Below are 17896 nucleotides of genomic sequence, written 5' to 3'. Positions count from 1 at the left end.
TATTATCTTTTTCGACCTAAGCCCATTGCTTTTTCCATTTTTTTCAATGTTTTAAATGAAGCTTTTTGAGCTTTTTCTTTACCTTTATCTAGAATATCATCTAGGTCATCAGAATTATAAAAGCTTGCATATTTTTCTTGGAAATTAATAAGAAAATCTTTAACGATTTCCGATAAGTCACCTTTAAATTTACCGTAACCTTCACCTTCATATTTAGATTCAATATTCTTAATAGAGTCATTAGTTAGACCAGAATAAATTGAAAGTAAATTTGAAATGCCTGGTTTATTCTCACGATCAAATTTTATTATACCGTCAGAGTCTGTTACAGCGCTTTTAATTTTTTTGGCAGCGACATGAGGTTCATCCAATAAAGAAATGAAATTCTTCTGATTATCATCACTTTTACTCATTTTTTTAGTAGGATCTTGTAAACTCATCACACGCCCACCAACTTTTGGCATTCGTACCTCTGGTTTTACTAATACATCGTTGTATCTACTATTGAAACGATCTACTAAATTTCGTGTCAGTTCCATATGTTGCTTTTGATCATCACCAACTGGAACAATGTTAGTGTTGTAAATCACGATATCAGCCGCCATCAATGGTGGGTAAGTGAGTAGACCGGCAGGTACGCCATCTGCGCGTTTCTGAGCTTTGTCTTTAAACTGCGTCATACGTTCCAATTCACCAATAGAAGCTATTGTTGTAAGCATCCAACCAGCTTGCACGTGTGCAGGGACTTCAGATTGAATAAATAAAGTCGATTTATCTGGATCAATACCTGATGCCAAATAAATTGCTGCGAGTTGACGTATTTGCTTGCGTAATTTTAAGCGGTCTTGTGGTACCGTTATAGCATGTTGGTCTACGATACAGAAAAAACATTCGTAGTCATCTTGAACATCTACAAATTGTTTTAATGCACCGATGTAGTTACCAATTGTTGGAATACCACTTGGCTGAATTCCTGAGAATAAAGTTTCCATATTAGATGCCTACTTTCTAATTAATATTGTTTATGTATCATTATAACAGTATTTCGTTAATTTGTAAGTTGTGTTAAAATATCTATATCTGGGTATATCATTAAAGAGAGGTATACATTTTTATTTATTTTTAAGATTTCTCAGAAAAATTAGGTTTTTCTCATTTAATTTTAATCTTAGTCATTTATAATAATAAGTGTAAGATTAAGAAAGCTAAAAACTTAATTTCTTTAATTAACAAATAATTTTAAAATAATGAATTAAATTCATTCTATAGGAGAGTGAGATGTATGGTAACATTATTTACTTCACCAAGTTGCACATCTTGCCGTAAAGCGAAAGCATGGTTACAAGAACATGATATTCCGTATACGGAGCGTAACATTTTTTCTGAACATTTAACAATTGATGAAATTAAACAAATTCTAAAAATGACTGAAGATGGAACTGACGAAATTATTTCAACACGTTCTAAGACATATCAAAAATTGAATGTGGATATAGATTCACTACCATTACAAGATTTATACTCAATCATTCAAGATAATCCTGGCTTGTTACGTCGTCCAATTATTTTAGATGACAAACGTTTACAAGTTGGATATAACGAAGATGAAATTCGTCGTTTCTTACCACGAAAAGTACGTACATTCCAATTACAAGAAGCGCAACGTCTAGTTGATTAACAATAATATTAACAACTTCTTTGAAAGATATTTGAGAGTGGAATAGAATTCTTGCTGATTTCATTCTTCCACTTTGATAACGAAGAATCGTGTTTAACAACGCTTAACATATGCGTACTAACAATTTAGTCATCGATTGCCATTCGTTAAAGTATGCCTAGGACTTTTTGGTCCTAGGCTCTTTTATATATAATCTTATTAAAAGTAAGTTTTTTGTTATTAAAACAGGGAATATGTTAAAATAGATGTCCAAATGAATAATAGTTAAATTTAATCAAACAAATAAATTGTAATTTAACCTCCGTTCTAATACAATATGGTTACTATTCATCGACTGTAAGGAGTGAGATGATATGAGAATAGAACGTGTTGATGATACAACAGTAAAATTGTTTATAACATATAGTGACATTGAAGCACGTGGTTTTAGTCGTGAAGACCTATGGAGTAACCGTAAACGTGGTGAAGAATTCTTCTGGTCAATGATGGATGAAATTAATGAAGAAGAGGATTTTGTAGTTGAAGGTCCACTTTGGATTCAAGTACACGCTTTTGAAAAGGGTGTGGAAGTGACAATTTCTAAATCAAAAAATGAAGATGCTATGAATATGTCAGACGATGATACAAATCATCAATTTGATGATCAGGTAAATGAATTATTGGCTCAAACACTTGAAGGTGAAGAAAGTTTAGAAGATTTATTTGAACAACGTAAACAACAAAAGAAAAACCATCAAGATAAACAACAAAGACGTGCGCATAAGCCATCAAATGTGAGAAATATTATAGTGAAATTTGACGATTTAGAGCAAGTTATCGACTATGCTTATCATAATAATCAAAATACTGATGAATATGAAGATTTATTATATATGATTGATAATAAATATTATTACTCAATTCATTTTGATGATTCGGTTTCACAAGAGATGATTAACGATAGTTATAGTCAGTTATTGGAGTTTGCTTATCCAACTGATAAAACAAATATATATTTAAACGACTACGCTAAGATTATTATGAGTCACAATGTTACTTCTCAAGTACGTAAATACTTTACTGATACAAATGAATAATAATGATTTAAAGGTGCCATTGAGCACCTTTTTTTTATTTTAAAAAGTAAAACTATGATGTACTCCGTTTTTAATAATGGGGTGAAGAAATGTTAATGGCAATTAATCATCAAGGTCAGAAAATTTTAGCGCAACATGCAAATAAATTTGATAAATACCAATGTCCTCATTGTAAGTCTGAGGTGATACTCAAGCAAGGAATGACTTTAATAGCCCACTTTGCCCATAAAACACGTTTTAATCACCACTGTTCAAAATCAGAATCAGTTGAACATTATGAAGCAAAGTTATATTTAGCAAGAATTTATGAAGCTTTGAATTTCAACGTGGAAATTGAACCTTATTGCAAAGAAGTTTTGCAATATCCAGATATTGTGATTAATCAAAAAAATGCAATTGAAGTTCAATTTTCTAAAATAAGTATCAGTAATATTATTCGTCGAACAACTGGTTTAAAGCGAATAGGTTTGAATGTGATTTGGATTATTAAAGATGTTCCTTTGAAAGATAAATACGTTAAATTATCACCATTTCAAAGTGCTTTTATTCATCCAATTAATAGAACATTAGTAACATGGGATTCAAAAAAGTTTGTATTAATATTATATAGTCATCTTCAACATGTAGGCGGTAAAAATTTTGTTGCACAAAGAAAAGTTTTAAAATTTGAGGATATAATAAATATGACTTTTCAATCAAATAATGTTCCCAATTTTAGGTTGTCTGCTTCTAATATACAACGTTATATAAACTATTGTAGAAAGCGCCACAGTGTTTTAGAACCTACACTCAGTGCCATGTATCAATTAAATATGTGTGATTCTGATGTAATTTCTAAATTAGGATATGTTGTACCACATCAAATATATTTAATAACGCATCCAATAGAATGGCAATTAAAATATCTGTTGCTAAGAAGAACATTAAATGATAATGAATTATGTAAACAACTTCTTAGTAAAGTTAAGTTTAGGGTGTTTGTAACGTTTCAATACGACAAACGTCAAATATTAAACACTATTTTGCGTGAATTTGATTATTTATATGAACATGAAGGCTTAAACGTGCAAAAGTAGTGCTAAAATGAGAAAATTAAGCTATTAGATTATTAAGGAGGTTTACATTATGAGTCAACAATTAACAAGAGAAGAACAGGAACGTAAATATCCTGAATATACATGGGATTTAACAACTATATTTAAAAGCGATGAAGCATTTGAAGAAGCTTTTAAAAGTATTGAAGCTAAAATAGGTGAAGAAGAAAAATTTAAAGGTCATCTTGGTGAAAGTGCCGAAACACTATATGAAGCGCTAAGTCTTGAAGACGAGCTAGGTACAAAATTAGAAAAGGTATATGTATACGCACATTTAAAACAAGATCAAGATACTGCAAATGATAAGTATACCGGTTTAGAAGCACGTGCACATCAACTTGTTATTAAATATAGCTCTGCATGGAGTTTTTTAGTACCTGAAATTTTACAACTAGATGAAGCTACTATTCAATCTTTTATCGATTCTAATGATGATTTAAAACGATATGAATTTGATTTGAAATTGATTAATGAGAAACGTCCGCATATATTAGATGCGAATACAGAAAAGTTATTAACAGAAGCACAAGACGCACTTTCTACGCCTTCTAATGTATATGGAATGTTTAGCAATGCAGATTTGGAATTTGAAGATGCTATAGATAAAGATGGTCAAGCTTATCCTTTAACACAAGGTACATTTATCAAGTATTTAGAGTCTGATGATCGTGAGTTAAGAGCTTCTGCATTTAGAAATGTTTATAAAGCATACGGTGCGCATAATAACACACTAGGTGCTACTTTAGCTGGTGAGGTTAAGAAAAATGTATTTAATGCTAGAACGCATCATTATCGTTCAGCACGTGAAAGAGCTTTAAGTAATAATCATATTCCAGAAGCTGTTTACGATAACTTAATCAAAACGGTCCATAAATACTTACCATTATTACACAGATACACGAAGCTTAGACAAGAGTTACTAGGTTTAGACGATTTAAAAATGTATGATCTTTATACACCACTTGTTAAAGATGTTAAATTTGAAATGCCATATGAAGAGGCAAAATCTTGGATGTTAAAAGCACTTGAGCCAATGGGAGAAGAATACTTAAACGTGGTTAAAGAAGGTCTAGATAACCGTTGGGTCGATGTATATGAAAATAAAGGTAAACGTTCAGGCGGATATTCATCCGGTGGGCATTTAACTAATCCTTTTATTTTACTTAACTGGTCTGACACTGTTTCTGATTTATATACTTTAGTACATGAATTTGGTCACTCTGCACATAGTTACTTTAGTAGACAAAATCAACCATCAAATTTAAGCGATTATACAATCTTTGTCGCTGAGGTTGCATCAACTTGTAATGAGGCTTTACTGAGTGACTACATGGATAAACATTTGGATGATGAACGACGTCTATTGTTACTTAACCAAGAATTAGAACGATTTAGAGCAACACTATTCCGTCAAACAATGTTTGCTGAATTTGAACATAAAATACATCAAATAGAAGAAGCTGGGGAGCCATTAACGCCAAATCGTATGAATGAAGAATATGCTAAACTTAATAAATTGTATTTCGGCGAAGCGGTAGAAACTGACGAAGATATCAGTAAAGAATGGTCACGTATTCCTCATTTCTATATGAATTATTATGTATATCAATACGCTACTGGTTATAGTGCTGCTCAAAGTTTAAGTCATCAAATTTTAACTGAGGGTCAACCTGCTGTTGAACGTTATATCAATGAATTCTTAAAAAAGGGTAGCTCAAACTATCCAATCGAAATATTAAAAAATGCAGGTGTTGACATGACAACTCCTCAACCAATAGAGGAAGCTTGTGAAGTATTTGAGCAGAAATTAGATGCTTTTGAAAAGTTAATGAAAGCTTAGCAGAATTGAATTCGCTTACAATATGAACAGATTGTGACAATTTGATTTTATGAATAAACAAGGGTTGAAAAGGATATTTTACCGTGTTATATTATGAACATGAAATTAATCACATAACAAACATACCCCTTTGTTTGAAGTGAAAATTTCTCCCATCCCCTTTGTTTAGCGTCGTGTAATCAGACACGGCGTTTTTTTATTTGAAAATTTTTAAATTGAATATAAAAATTGTTGCTATACATCATATATACATTATTGTGTATATTTTTAATGAAAAAATACATCAGTAAATATTAAAAAACGCCTATGACAACTATTCGTGTCATAGGCGATTTTTTAATTTATAGATAACTGAGTTAAAAACAAATGTGAAATATTCTTTTTATACTTGAGCGTCCACGCTATCGTAATTAAGATTTATTTTTCAAAATGAAATTTGTATAGCTCTCATCATATCTATCATTAACACTGAGGCACTTTAGACTTCCAAAATTCTCCCTCTGGATATTGCAACTTTTCAACTTTTTGTTGAAGTGTGAGTTTCTTTAATTCTTTGTTTAATAATTTTTCAGGCCATTCATAAATTGTTAAAAGTTCTTCCATTGTTACTAGTTGTTTCTTTTGAATGTAGTATTCTAATTTTGGAGGAAGATTTTTCTCTATAGGTTGTCCCATTAACTCATTAATAATGTAAGTATAGATATGATAAGGATATAATCCTTCGACTTTTAAACCTTCTTCATGAACATTTTCGCTGAAAAAAACAAGTGAGGGAGCTTGTTCTATTTCCATTTCTCTTGCAATGTGAAGATCAACTTTCAAGCTGTCAGTCAACTTGTCCTTTTGCAAGTCTTCTTTAAAAACTTGATAGTCAATACCGGCATTATTAATACAATCAGAAATCATATCTTCGGTAATAATATCACGTTTTGGAATGATTTCATTTTGCATTAAATGTATAAATCTTTCTGCTCTGATGCGACCTTGAAGTTCAGCGGCTTTATAGGCAAGTGCAATATTGTCAAAATCCGAAGTACTTTGAGCTTGACACTTAGTTAATACCTTTAAAGAAGGGTTTAAAATATGTCTTACCTTTATATATTTATTATATTCAATTCTTAATTTTGATAAGATTGCAGATAATTTAAAACAATCTTTACTAAAAGGATCAAAAAAAGAATAGATTTCTATTTTGCTAACAGGTGATAGATTAGTATCTTCACGACTCTTATTCTCCATGATTCTTAATTCTTCAGCCATGTATTTTCACCTACAATTAAATTTAGGAATTTACCATGTGATGTGCAGTAAGTCTTAATCGCTCAAACAAGTAATCGCCTACACCCGCAGGAAGTTCTGCGTGTTGAATAGCAGTATGCATGTTCTCAAGCCATGCATCACGTTCATACTCACTAATTGTAAATTCCATATGTCTTCGTTTTAACATGGGATGACCATGTTCTTGTGTATATAAGTCAGGACCTCCAAGAAACTGTGTCAAAAATTGTTTCTGCTTTCGACTGGTTTCTTTGAAATCGCCTGGGAATAAATGATTGATACGAGAATCTTTCTCGACAAGTTGATAGAAATGATCAATCATTTGATACAAGGCTTTTTGACCAATCAACTCATATGGTGTTTTAGACATAATATCACCGTGTTCCATTAATATATATCTAATATAACATGAATTTTTACATTTAAAAGTAATTTGCCTTATCGACAACTGTTACTTTTTATTGCTTACATTTTGTTTTTCTTGAAAAAAACGTTGCACCTTATTCAAAGGTTTTTGATGTTGAAGATTAAAATGTTGAAGTAAACTTTTAAATTTTGAATATCCCTCATCATAAGAATGAACTTCAAACTCTAATTCATAATCAGTTTTGCCGAGATATTCACTCTTATCTAATACTAGTAATTCATTTTGATAATCAGTTTCTAAACGATAGGTAGTTAAGTTTCCTAACACTTTAAGCTCATTTTCTAAAATATTAAAGTCGTGTTCTAAAATATTTTTAATATCTTTGGGTAATTGAGAGAGTTGAAGTGACATATCAAGTTTAGGTTCTATATTTACTGAGTGATTATATTCTGTTAATCCAACTTCAGCAGGGACTTTTAAAGTCATCTCATACATATAATCTTTGACTCTTATACGCAAAGCAGCCTGATGTTGCTTTAATTTAAAATTCTCTGTGTCGATATAGAAATTAGTTTGCTTAAAAGGTGATTGATTTTTGAAATAGAGTTCATAGATTTTTGAGTAAGTATCTTGATCTAGTATTTGTTTAAATTCAATCTCATTATTCGTAGACATAAAAGTCACCTCTATCAAGTTTTAGCTATTGTAAATTTAGCATGTCTTATTATGACGAATTTTGATTTATAATTAAAGTCAAACACTATAAGTAAAAGTTGAAACTTAAATAGGCTAGGTGAGTTAGAAGATAAAAAGATTGTGGTAATCACTAAATCATCATAAAAGAATGAGTAATGATAACAGTAAAAACATGAGAGACTAGAAGATTTTTTCTGTGAGTTGTAGCGTGTTTTGATAGGTTGTAATATGTTAAACTAGTATGGAATAAGGAGGAAACAAGCATGCGTATTTACATAAATGAAATTAAATTAAAAGATGATGGCGTTTATTGCTTCTCAGAGGAATCTACAGAAGGATTAGAAGAGGTAGGTCAAATGCTTGTTGATAGTGATAATTATGGTTTTGCTTATCTTTTAGATGATGGACAATCATATTCATATTTGATTTTTGTTCAGGAAACATGGTCGATGTTGCATGAGAATAGAGATAAAAAAATCATTATTAATAATCATTTAGAACTTAAGCATTTCCAAGAAGAATTAGATTATGTTTTGAATAACATAGAAGGAAACAATAACTATGGTAAGGAGTTTGTTTCAGCTGTTGAAAAAACTTTCGAACTAGAGTGAAGCGGAGTGAAACAAAATGAACCAGTGGGATCAATTTTTAACGCCATATAAGCAAGCTGTCGATGAGTTAAAAGTAAAACTTAAAGGATTAAGAAAACAATACGAAGTGGGAGAACATAATTCTCCAATTGAATTCGTGACTGGAAGGGTAAAACCTATTTCAAGTGTTATAGACAAAGCGAACAAAAGGGGTATCCCTTTTGATTGTTTACATGAAGAAATGTACGATATTGCTGGTCTTAGAATTATGTGTCAATTCGTGGATGACATTGACATAGTTGTTGATATATTAAGACAACGTCAAGATTTCAAGGTTATAGAAGAAAGAGATTACATTCGAAATACAAAAGAAAGTGGCTATCGTTCTTATCACGTGATAATCAAATATCCTATTGAAACACTCAGTGGACAAAAGCACATATTGGCTGAAATTCAAATCAGAACCTTAGCAATGAACTTCTGGGCTACAATCGAACATACATTAAGGTATAAATATGATGGGGCATATCCAGATGAGATTCAACATCGTTTAGAGAGAGCAGCAGAAGCGGCATATTTATTAGATGAAGAAATGTCCGAAATTAAAGATGAAATTCAAGAAGCGCAAAAGTATTACACGCAAAAGCGTGCTAAGAAACATGAAAATGACTAATGAGGTGTAAATCATGCGTTATACAATCCTTACTAAAGGTGATTCAAAATCAAATGCATTAAAGCATAAAATGATCAATCATATGAAAGATTTTCAAATGGTAGAAGATAGCGAAAATCCTGAAATTGTCATTTCAGTTGGGGGAGATGGAACGTTATTACAAGCTTTCCATCAATATAGTCATATGTTATCCAAAGTTGCTTTTGTCGGGATACACACCGGTCATTTAGGATTTTATGCAGATTGGTTACCTCATGAAGTTGAAAAGCTTATTATTGAAATTAATAATTCGGAGTTTCAAGTTATTGAATATCCACTCTTAGAATTAATAGTCAGGTATAACGATAATGGTTATGAAACGAGATACCTTGCTTTAAATGAAGCAACAATGAAAACTGAAAATGGCTCAACATTGGTTGTAGACGTCAATATAAGAGGTAAACATTTCGAACGATTTAGAGGAGATGGGTTGTGTATATCTACACCTTCGGGTTCGACAGCTTATAATAAAGCTTTAGGTGGTGCGCTCATACATCCATCACTTGAAGCGATGCAAATTGCTGAAATTGCATCTATTAATAATAGAGTGTTTAGAACGGTAGGCTCGCCATTAGTACTTCCTAAACATCATACGTGTTTAATTACGCCGGTAAATCACGATACGATTAGAACCACAATCGATCATGTTAGCATTAAGCACAAAAACGTCAATGCAATACAGTATAGAGTTGCTAATGAGAAAGTGCGTTTTGCTAGATTCCGTCCATTTCCGTTTTGGAAAAGGGTACATGACTCATTTATTTCTAGTGATGATGAACGATGATTTTAACATATCAAATTGTACAGTCAGAACCAGTGAAAACTTTTTTGAAAAATCAAGATTATTCTAAACGCACGTTGAGCGCCATTAAATTAAATGGCGCTTTACTATTAAACGGTTCACCTGTAACTGTCAGACATGTTATGGACAAAGGTGATAGATTAGAAGTTCATTTTCCAAGTGAAACACCAAGTGAGAATTTGATTCCCTACGATAAGGAATTAGAAGTCATTTATGAGGATGCGTATTTGATAATTGTAAACAAGCCACAAATGCAAAATTGTGCACCTTCTAGAGAACACCCCCATGGCAGTTTAGTAGAACAAGTGCTTGCTTATTATACAAAAAAAGGTGAAAAAATAAATCCTCATATTGTGACTCGACTTGATCGAAACACTTCAGGTTTAGTTGTATTTGCTAAATTTGGACATGTACACCATTTGTTTTCAAAGGTGAAATTTAAAAAAGAATATGTTGCCTTAGCCTATGGCCAAACACAATCTTCAGGTGTTATTGAAGCGCCTATTGCAAGGCTGAGTGATAGTATCATTAAGCGAGAAGTTAATGAAAAGGGAAAGTGTGCAAAAACTGTCTATCAAAAGCTTATGCAAAATGAGACTGCTAGTTTATGTAAGATTAAATTGCTTACTGGAAGAACGCATCAAATTCGAGTTCACTTTGAGTATATTGGTCATCCATTAATTGGTGATGATTTGTACGGTGGAAATCATCCTTGTGTTCATGGACAAGCGTTACATTGCTGTTCAGTCGAATTTATCCACCCCATATACAGGTCTCATTATCTGATAAATGTTGATTACAAACAATTAATTAAATTATTCAACATGGTATAATAAATATGTTTTGGAGGTGTTAACATGTCTAACGAAACTGAAATGAAAGACAACGTTCGTGAAGACGTATATGATAAAGAATTATTTGATCGATTATTAGATCAAAATGATATAGATGAATTCAGAAAAGAATTTTTAGAATTACATAACTATGAGCAAAGTGAATACTTTGAAGATACGGATGATGGAAATAGACAAAAAATATTCGAGTTTTTATCACCCAAAGAAGTAGCAAATTTCTTTGATCAATTAGACTTTGATGACGATGATTATGAGAGTCTTTTTGATAATATGGACGCTACCTATGCTAGTCATGTCTTAGAGGAAATGTCTTATGATAATGCGGTAGATATTTTAAATGAGTTATCTAAACCTAAAGTGGCGAGTTTGCTAACATTAATGAACAAAGATAATGCTAATGAAATCAAAGCTTTATTACATTATGAAGAAGATACTGCCGGCGGTATAATGACTACGGAGTTTATCTCTTTAAAATCAACTACACCTGTTAAAGAAGCGTTAATTCACGTAAAAGAACAAGCGCCTGATGCTGAAACAATATATGTTATATTCGCAGTAAATGAAGATGAACAACTTGTTGGTGTTCTATCACTTAGAGATCTTATTGTAGCTGAGAATGATGCATACATTGAAGATGTTATGAGTGAACGTGTCATCAGTGCTAATGTCGGTGATGACCAAGAAGATATCGCTCAATTAATGAGAGACTACGATTTTATAGCAGTTCCAGTTGTAGATTATCAAAATCATTTACTAGGTATTATTACCATTGATGATATCCTGGATGTTATGGATGAAGAAGCAAGTGAAGACTACTCACGATTAGCTGGGGTATCTGACATTGATTCTACAAGTGACTCAGTGTTTAAAACGGCGAGTAAAAGGTTACCATGGCTCATTGTGTTAACATTTTTGGGTATGATCACTGCTACTATATTAGGTAGTTTTGAAGATACATTATCTCAAGTAGCATTACTTGCAGCATTTATTCCAATTATAAGCGGTATGTCAGGAAATTCTGGTACACAATCATTAGCCGTTTCTGTCCGTAATATATCTACTGGTGAAATAAATGAACAGAGTAAATTTAAGATTGCATTGCGAGAAGCGGGAAGTGGTTTATTATCAGGTATTGTATGTGCAATTATCCTTTTCTTAATTATTGTGGTCATATTCAGACAACCGTTATTAGCTTTAATAGTAGGTGGAAGTTTGACATGCGCAATGACAGTAGGTACATTGGTTGGTTCAATGATTCCTTTAGTAATGAACAAATGTAAAATTGATCCTGCTGTTGCAAGTGGTCCTTTTATTACAACAATTAATGACATTGTGAGTATGCTTATTTATTTTGGATTAGCTACATCATTCATGTCATACCTAACATAAGGAGGTCATATGGAATTCTTATCTTTAGTTATAGTCGTCGTAGCTGCATTTATGACTCCAATCATTGTGCATCGTTTTAATATAAACTTTCTTCCTGTTGTTGTAGCTGAAATATTGATGGGGATTGTGATAGGACACTCTTTTCTCAATTTAGTGGAAAGAGATGCATTTCTTAATATTTTATCTACGCTTGGGTTTATCTTTTTAATGTTTTTAAGTGGTCTAGAAATTGACTTTAATGCATTTAAAAAGGATTCACGTCCAAGACAAGGAGAAGATAAACATGAAAAGGATGTACCTGGTCATCTTAAACTGGCACTGACAGTATTTGCATTTATTATGATGATTTCCGTTGTTTTAGCTTTTGCATTTAAATGGTTAGGATTAGTTAATGATGTCCTTTTAATGGTGATTATCATTTCTACAATTTCGTTAGGAGTTGTAGTACCAACCCTTAAAGAAATGAACATTATGCGTACAACGATAGGACAATTTATTTTACTAGTAGCTGTATTAGCAGATTTATTTACCATGATTTTACTAACTGTTTATGGTGCCATTTATGGTGAAGGTGGTAGTACGATATGGCTTACAGGTATTTTAGTTGTATTTACAGTTGTCTTTTATGTAATCGGTGTGTTATTTAAACGTATGTCCTTCTTACAAAAGTTAATGGATGGTACAACGCAAATAGGTATTAGAGCGGTATTTGCACTTATTATTTTATTAGTAGCACTTGCTGAAGGTGTTGGTGCTGAATACATATTAGGTGCATTCCTAGCCGGTGTTGTTGTTTCTTTACTTAAACCTAATGAAGAGATGGTAGAAAAATTAGATTCCTTTGGTTATGGTTTCTTTATTCCAATTTTCTTTATCATGGTAGGCGTCGATTTAGATATCCCGAGCTTAATTAAAGAACCGTCATTGTTACTCATTATACCTGTACTCATTTTTTCATTTATCATTTCAAAACTGATACCAGTATTTTATATTAGACGCTGGTTTGACACTAAAACTACCATTGCATCTGCTTTCTTGCTTACATCAACTTTATCACTTGTTATAGCTGCGGCTAAAATTGCTGAAAAATTAAAAGCGATTTCTCCGGAAACTTCTGGCATTTTAATTCTTAGTGCTGTAATCACATGTGTCTTCGTACCCGTGATATTCAAGAAGCTGTTCCCAATTCCTAATGAAGTGGGACGCCGCATAGAAATAAGTATGATTGGTAAGAATCAATTAACTATTCCAATAGCACAAAATTTAACTTCTCAGTTATATGATGTTTCTTTATACTATCGAAAAGATTTGAGTGATAGTAGAAAGCTCTCTGACGATATTACTATGATAGAAATAGCAGATTACGAGGAAGATTTACTAGAACGCTTGGGACTTTTCGAGCGAGATATTGTTGTATGTTCTACGAATGATGACAATATAAATAAAAGCGTTGCGTTAATGGCTAAAAACCACGGTGTTAAACGTGTTATATGTCGACTTGAAAGTACAAACGAAGATCCAACATTGAAACATCAAGGTATAGAGGTGTTTAGTAATTATTTAAGTAATAAAATCTTACTAAAAAGTTTAATAGAAACACCTAATATGCTGAATTTATTAAGTAATGTAGAAACATCTCTATATGAAATTCAAATGTTAAATTATCAATATGAAAATATTCAATTACGTAACTTCCCATTTGGTGGCGATATTATTTTTGTTCGTATTATAAGAGATAATGATTCAATCGTACCTCATGGTGATACACAGTTACGCTATAAAGATCGTTTGATTGTGACGGGAACTAAAGAATATGTAGATGAATTAAAGCAAGAATTGGAATTTTATTATTAAACATGGCATTGTTTGTGTTTTATAAGGTTTCGGTTATGTACGTTATTATTATTATTTATTTAAGATAAAAAGTTAAATGTATTTTAATAAGCATCATAACTTAGAATAAATTGTTTAAAAGTTTTGTTTCTATGTTGACGTCGCTTTTTCGATAACAAAAAGTATTAAGCACTTTTAGTCAGTTGCTTAATACTTTTTTTTCATCAAAATGCTACTCTTCTGATGTTGAAAATATAGTAAAAAGTATTTCAAGTAGATATGATTATCTTCAAAAAAGTATCATGTCATTGTGGAACGGGTGGGTCACAAGGATAAGCTTATGATTCTTGGATATAATTCTTTTCAGCCGTTTTTGTAACTAGTAAGGGGAACAAATTAGATTTAATATGCGAAAATTTGTTGGCGTTGACATAGTAAATTCAACTAAAGGATTAGGTACGAGTTAAAAAGTTGATTGGACTGGTCAATAAATTGACAAAAGAATTGTTTTTAAAACTTAGCAATTTATTTTAGAAGCAAAAGGTACATTGTATTATGAAAAAATTATAGGATAATTTTCTAGTAGTTGTAAAAAATGTTGAAAATAATGCCAGGTATTTTAGTAATAAAGCAGAATAAGTCGGAAAAATGTTAGAGAAGCTGTCAACAATATCAAAAAAGTAGCAAATCTAATGAAATGGAGTTGGTGAAACAAGATGGATTTTGTATACACAATTTATAAAAATCCTAGATATAAAATCATTCAAAAAGAAAATCGCTATTTAATGGTCGATTTAGAACAAAATTGGTATTCATATCTGTGTCCTATGTTGAACTGGTTTATACCTATTAAATGCACAGAATTGACTTATCAAGAGTTCAACAATTTAAATATATTTAATAATGGGGGACAAAACAGTCATGGTATGATGGCTGCCGGTATTGGTGTTACTATCAGTGTGTTATTAAGAAGTATTGTGGGTTTCATGGATATTAATATTAGTCGAATATGGGTAGCGATAATGTTTTTAATCGGATTTGTTGCAGTGATCACTTTACGTTTATCTATAAGAAAGAAATTGAATCATCCAGCATTTAATAAAAATAGTATACAAAAAGTCATGTTGATTCCTTCATTTAAAAATTTAGTGCTGGTGGTGTTTTGTTATTTTATGTTCCTATTTTTTTCAATTGCTCCTATTCAAATGATTTTTGATGATAATCAAAATATTTTTGGTTATATAGGTTGGTTAGTTACATTGTTTCTGTTTACTATTATGAACATAGTTTCGATTTCTGATAAAAAAGTGCATGCGAAATTAAAAATGTAGGAAGATAGGTGAAATAAAATGGAAACAATAGGAAGCATTATATATTTAAAAGAAGGTTCTTAAAAATTAATGATTATTAATCGTGGACCAATTGTAGAAATTGAGGGTCAAAAGTATTTGTTCGATTATTCAGCATGTAAGTATCCAGTTGGTGTTGTAGAAGATCAAATATACTATTTCAACTAAGAGAATTTTGATAACGTTATATTTGAAGGTTATTCTGATCAAGATGAAACAAGATTTCAAGAATTATTTAAAGAGATGATGGGTAATTTGGATGAAGATATTAAACGTGAGACTGTTCAACAAAAAAGATAGTTACGGACTGATTTAACTTAAGTCATGATTATCAGAAGTTATCTATAATCGAATATTCAGAGATGATATAATATATGAGTCGCCTATCTCTCAGGCGTCAATTGACGAAGAGAGGAGGTGCATTAATTGCTAATCATTTTCGTTCACATCACGACCATAGTCCTCAGTGGTTGTATTATTGCATTATTTACGCATTGGCTATGTAATTGCAATAATAAATAGGCAACCATAGACACACATAAAAACCCCCACACTATTGCAGTAGTGTGGGGGTTGGTACATTAATTGCTAATCATTTTCTAGATTATAACACTGGTTAGTAGAGAAATGCAAAGATAGATAAATAATTAATGACTGAGGATAAAGATATGAAACAAACATACTTTCCTCATTTTGATACCATAGCCATCAAGTTTTTACTTGTGTTCTATTTCTAACATTTAATACTTTCAAAATTTCTTTTGTTGAAAATCCTGCTGCTTTCATTTCAACGGCTTTATACTTTGTTTCTACTGAATAAGAAACTCTTTATTTGGAGCAACAGGTGATTTAAGCTATCGAAAATTTTTCCCATCTATTTATAATTTGTTTCAAAAAGGATACTTTGAAAATTCACTAACAATTATTGGCAGTGGTTTAAATGAGTTAACTACTGATGAATTTAGAGAAAAAGTCAAAAATGCTATTCAAAATAATATTGAAAACCCAAAGGAAATTAGTGCGTTTTTAAAACGTTTATTTTTTAAACAACAGGACGCTAATAGTAAAGATAGCTACCAAAAATTGTTGGAAATGAGTTTAGAACTAGATGATAAGTTTGACCTAAAAGGAAATCGATTGTTCTATCTTGCAATGTCCCCTAAATTTTTTGGAGTTGCAACAAACCACTTGAAAGAGTCTGGATGAACGAACGTAAAAGGGGTGATGCGAATAATTATAGAAAAACCATTTGGTGATGATTTAAAATCTGCAAAAAAATTAAATAATCAAATAAGAAAGTCTTTTAAGAAGAAATATTTGGAATTAATCACTATTTAGGTAAAGAAATGATTCAAAATATTGAACGTCTACGATTTTGAAACACTATATTTAAACCACTTTGGAATAATAAGTATATTTCCAATATACAAGCAACTTCTTCAGAAACGATTAGTATAGAAGATCGTGGTGCTTACTACGAATCAAGCGGCGCCCTAAAATTCATGGTTCAAAATCATTTATTACAAATGGTTTAATTACTTGCAATAGAACCTCCAATTAGTAGAAAAAGTAGTGATATAAGAAAAGAAAAAGTTCAAGTCTTAAAATCCTTGAAATGTTTTAATCCAAATGAAATTAAAGAAAGTTTCGTGCGTGGTCAATATGATGGGGGAATGATGAATAATGAGTTCGTTCCTGCATATAGAAATGAACCTAATGTAAATTCACAATCTAATACTGAAACTTTTGTAGCAGGTAAAATAGAAATTGAAAACTCTAAATGGGCTAGTGTTACATTTTATATTCGTACAGAAAAAAGAATGAAAAAAATCTATCCAAATCGTTATAGAGTTTAAAAAATCCAATGCAATTTTATTATAGTAATTGTGAACAGAATGCATCAAACTTATTAGTCATCAACGTACAACCTAATGAAGGATTTTCTTTATGTGTGAACGGTAAGATAAGTAATCAAAATAATGAAATGCAAAAAGTGAAGCTTTCTTATACTATGCCGATTAAAGATAAAATGAACACAGTTGATGCATATGAAAATCTTATTTACGATATATTAATTGGAGAACAAACAAAATTTACTTATTGGGAAGAATTAAAAATTCTTGGAAATTTATTGATGATATTGAAAATGTATGGAAACAAGACCAGCCACAGTTTCCTAATTATGCCTCTGGATGATATGGGCCTAAAGAAAGTGAAAAATTACTTAGTGAAGACGGATTGAATTGGTGGAATAATTTGTAATATAAAAGACCTAAAGTTGTCGTGTTTTGAATGAGTAGTTAATCCTTAATTAATATGCAATAATCAATGTTATAAA

16 protein-coding genes and 3 pseudogenes are annotated in these 17896 nt (G+C 31.2%); 14 read left to right on the top strand and 5 right to left on the bottom strand.

All coding sequences use genetic code 11. The features are described 5' to 3' along the window. Positions 1-2 precede the first annotated feature (2 nt). A complete protein-coding gene (gene trpS, locus NST35_RS09020) occupies positions 3-992 on the bottom strand; it encodes a tryptophan--tRNA ligase (protein ID WP_002446070.1) in 990 nt (329 codons plus the stop codon). Between the two features lie 290 nt (positions 993-1282). Between trpS and spxA the strand changes: the two genes are divergently transcribed. From spxA to pepF, 4 genes are all read left to right on the top strand, one after another. Further along, positions 1283-1678 carry a transcriptional regulator SpxA gene (spxA, locus tag NST35_RS09015; protein WP_001829294.1) on the top strand — a complete coding sequence of 132 codons (396 nt, stop codon included), beginning with the start codon at positions 1283-1285 and terminating at the stop codon, positions 1676-1678. A 353-nt stretch (positions 1679-2031) separates the two neighbouring features. Then, positions 2032-2754, top strand: coding sequence for an adaptor protein MecA (mecA, locus tag NST35_RS09010; protein WP_002446071.1), 723 nt, complete (start codon positions 2032-2034; stop codon positions 2752-2754). Positions 2755-2849: 95 nt separating this feature from the next. Beyond that, positions 2850-3830: a competence protein CoiA gene (locus NST35_RS09005; RefSeq protein ID WP_002495796.1), complete on the top strand. Its 981-nt coding sequence runs from the start codon at positions 2850-2852 to the stop codon at positions 3828-3830. Positions 3831-3879: 49 nt separating this feature from the next. Next, positions 3880-5688 carry an oligoendopeptidase F gene (gene pepF / locus NST35_RS09000; RefSeq protein ID WP_002446073.1) on the top strand — a complete coding sequence of 603 codons (1809 nt, stop codon included), beginning with the start codon at positions 3880-3882 and terminating at the stop codon, positions 5686-5688. Positions 5689-6150: 462 nt separating this feature from the next. Here pepF and yjbH read toward each other — a convergent pair whose 3' ends face one another. The 3 genes from yjbH to NST35_RS08985 all read right to left on the bottom strand — a co-directional run bounded on the left by yjbH (position 6151) and on the right by NST35_RS08985 (position 8008). Continuing rightward, a complete protein-coding gene (gene yjbH / locus NST35_RS08995; protein WP_002457172.1) occupies positions 6151-6948 on the bottom strand; it encodes a protease adaptor protein YjbH in 798 nt (265 codons plus the stop codon). A 22-nt stretch (positions 6949-6970) separates the two neighbouring features. Continuing rightward, positions 6971-7336 (bottom strand): truncated hemoglobin YjbI, encoded by a 366-nt coding sequence (locus NST35_RS08990; RefSeq protein ID WP_002457171.1) that lies wholly within the window; start codon positions 7334-7336, stop codon positions 6971-6973. A gap of 81 nt (positions 7337-7417) precedes the next feature. After that, the gene (locus tag NST35_RS08985; RefSeq protein WP_002457170.1) at positions 7418-8008 is read right to left on the bottom strand and encodes a CYTH domain-containing protein; all 591 of its coding nucleotides are present in this window, start codon (positions 8006-8008) and stop codon (positions 7418-7420) included. 284 nt (positions 8009-8292) lie between these two features. On the opposite strand from NST35_RS08985, the gene NST35_RS08980 reads away from it, so the two are divergent. The 9 genes and pseudogenes from NST35_RS08980 (at position 8293) to NST35_RS08940 (ending at position 16080) form a co-directional block, all read left to right on the top strand. Beyond that, positions 8293-8640 carry a UPF0738 family protein gene (locus tag NST35_RS08980; protein WP_002457169.1) on the top strand — a complete coding sequence of 116 codons (348 nt, stop codon included), beginning with the start codon at positions 8293-8295 and terminating at the stop codon, positions 8638-8640. A 16-nt stretch (positions 8641-8656) separates the two neighbouring features. After that, entirely contained in the window at positions 8657-9292 is a 636-nt protein-coding gene (locus NST35_RS08975) for a GTP pyrophosphokinase (RefSeq protein ID WP_002457168.1), read from the top strand. 13 nt (positions 9293-9305) lie between these two features. Beyond that, positions 9306-10115 (top strand): NAD kinase, encoded by an 810-nt coding sequence (locus tag NST35_RS08970; RefSeq protein WP_001829306.1) that lies wholly within the window; start codon positions 9306-9308, stop codon positions 10113-10115. Beyond that, positions 10112-10966: an RluA family pseudouridine synthase gene (locus NST35_RS08965; RefSeq protein ID WP_002457167.1), complete on the top strand. Its 855-nt coding sequence runs from the start codon at positions 10112-10114 to the stop codon at positions 10964-10966. The genes NST35_RS08970 and NST35_RS08965 overlap by 4 nt, the downstream gene beginning before the upstream one ends. A 24-nt stretch (positions 10967-10990) precedes the next feature. Continuing rightward, on the top strand, positions 10991-12376 hold the full coding sequence (gene mgtE, locus NST35_RS08960) for a magnesium transporter (RefSeq protein WP_002457166.1): 1386 nt from the start codon (positions 10991-10993) through the stop codon (positions 12374-12376). A gap of 9 nt (positions 12377-12385) precedes the next feature. Then, positions 12386-14230: a monovalent cation:proton antiporter family protein gene (locus NST35_RS08955; protein ID WP_002457165.1), complete on the top strand. Its 1845-nt coding sequence runs from the start codon at positions 12386-12388 to the stop codon at positions 14228-14230. Positions 14231-14925: 695 nt separating this feature from the next. Continuing rightward, positions 14926-15540: a DUF443 family protein gene (locus NST35_RS08950; RefSeq protein WP_002457164.1), complete on the top strand. Its 615-nt coding sequence runs from the start codon at positions 14926-14928 to the stop codon at positions 15538-15540. Between the two features lie 69 nt (positions 15541-15609). Then, positions 15610-15858: pseudogene (locus NST35_RS08945) on the top strand (DUF4176 domain-containing protein). A 126-nt stretch (positions 15859-15984) separates the two neighbouring features. Further along, on the top strand, positions 15985-16080 hold the full coding sequence (locus NST35_RS08940; protein WP_141562933.1) for a type I toxin-antitoxin system Fst family toxin: 96 nt from the start codon (positions 15985-15987) through the stop codon (positions 16078-16080). A gap of 189 nt (positions 16081-16269) precedes the next feature. On the opposite strand, the pseudogene NST35_RS08935 reads toward NST35_RS08940, so the two are convergent. Further along, positions 16270-16386: pseudogene (locus NST35_RS08935) on the bottom strand (IS3 family transposase); the annotation flags it as partial. On the opposite strand from NST35_RS08935, the pseudogene zwf reads away from it, so the two are divergent. Then, positions 16375-17820 (top strand): annotated as a pseudogene (gene zwf, locus NST35_RS08930) (glucose-6-phosphate dehydrogenase). The pseudogenes NST35_RS08935 and zwf overlap by 12 nt on opposite strands. The last annotated feature ends 76 nt before the right edge of the window (positions 17821-17896 follow it).

It is taken from the genome of Staphylococcus sp. FSL W8-0304 (genome assembly GCF_038006565.1).
In the GTDB taxonomy this organism is placed as follows: domain Bacteria; phylum Bacillota; class Bacilli; order Staphylococcales; family Staphylococcaceae; genus Staphylococcus; species Staphylococcus epidermidis.
Note: the sequence above shows the minus strand (reverse complement) of the source record. Positions and strands in the feature narration are given on the sequence as shown.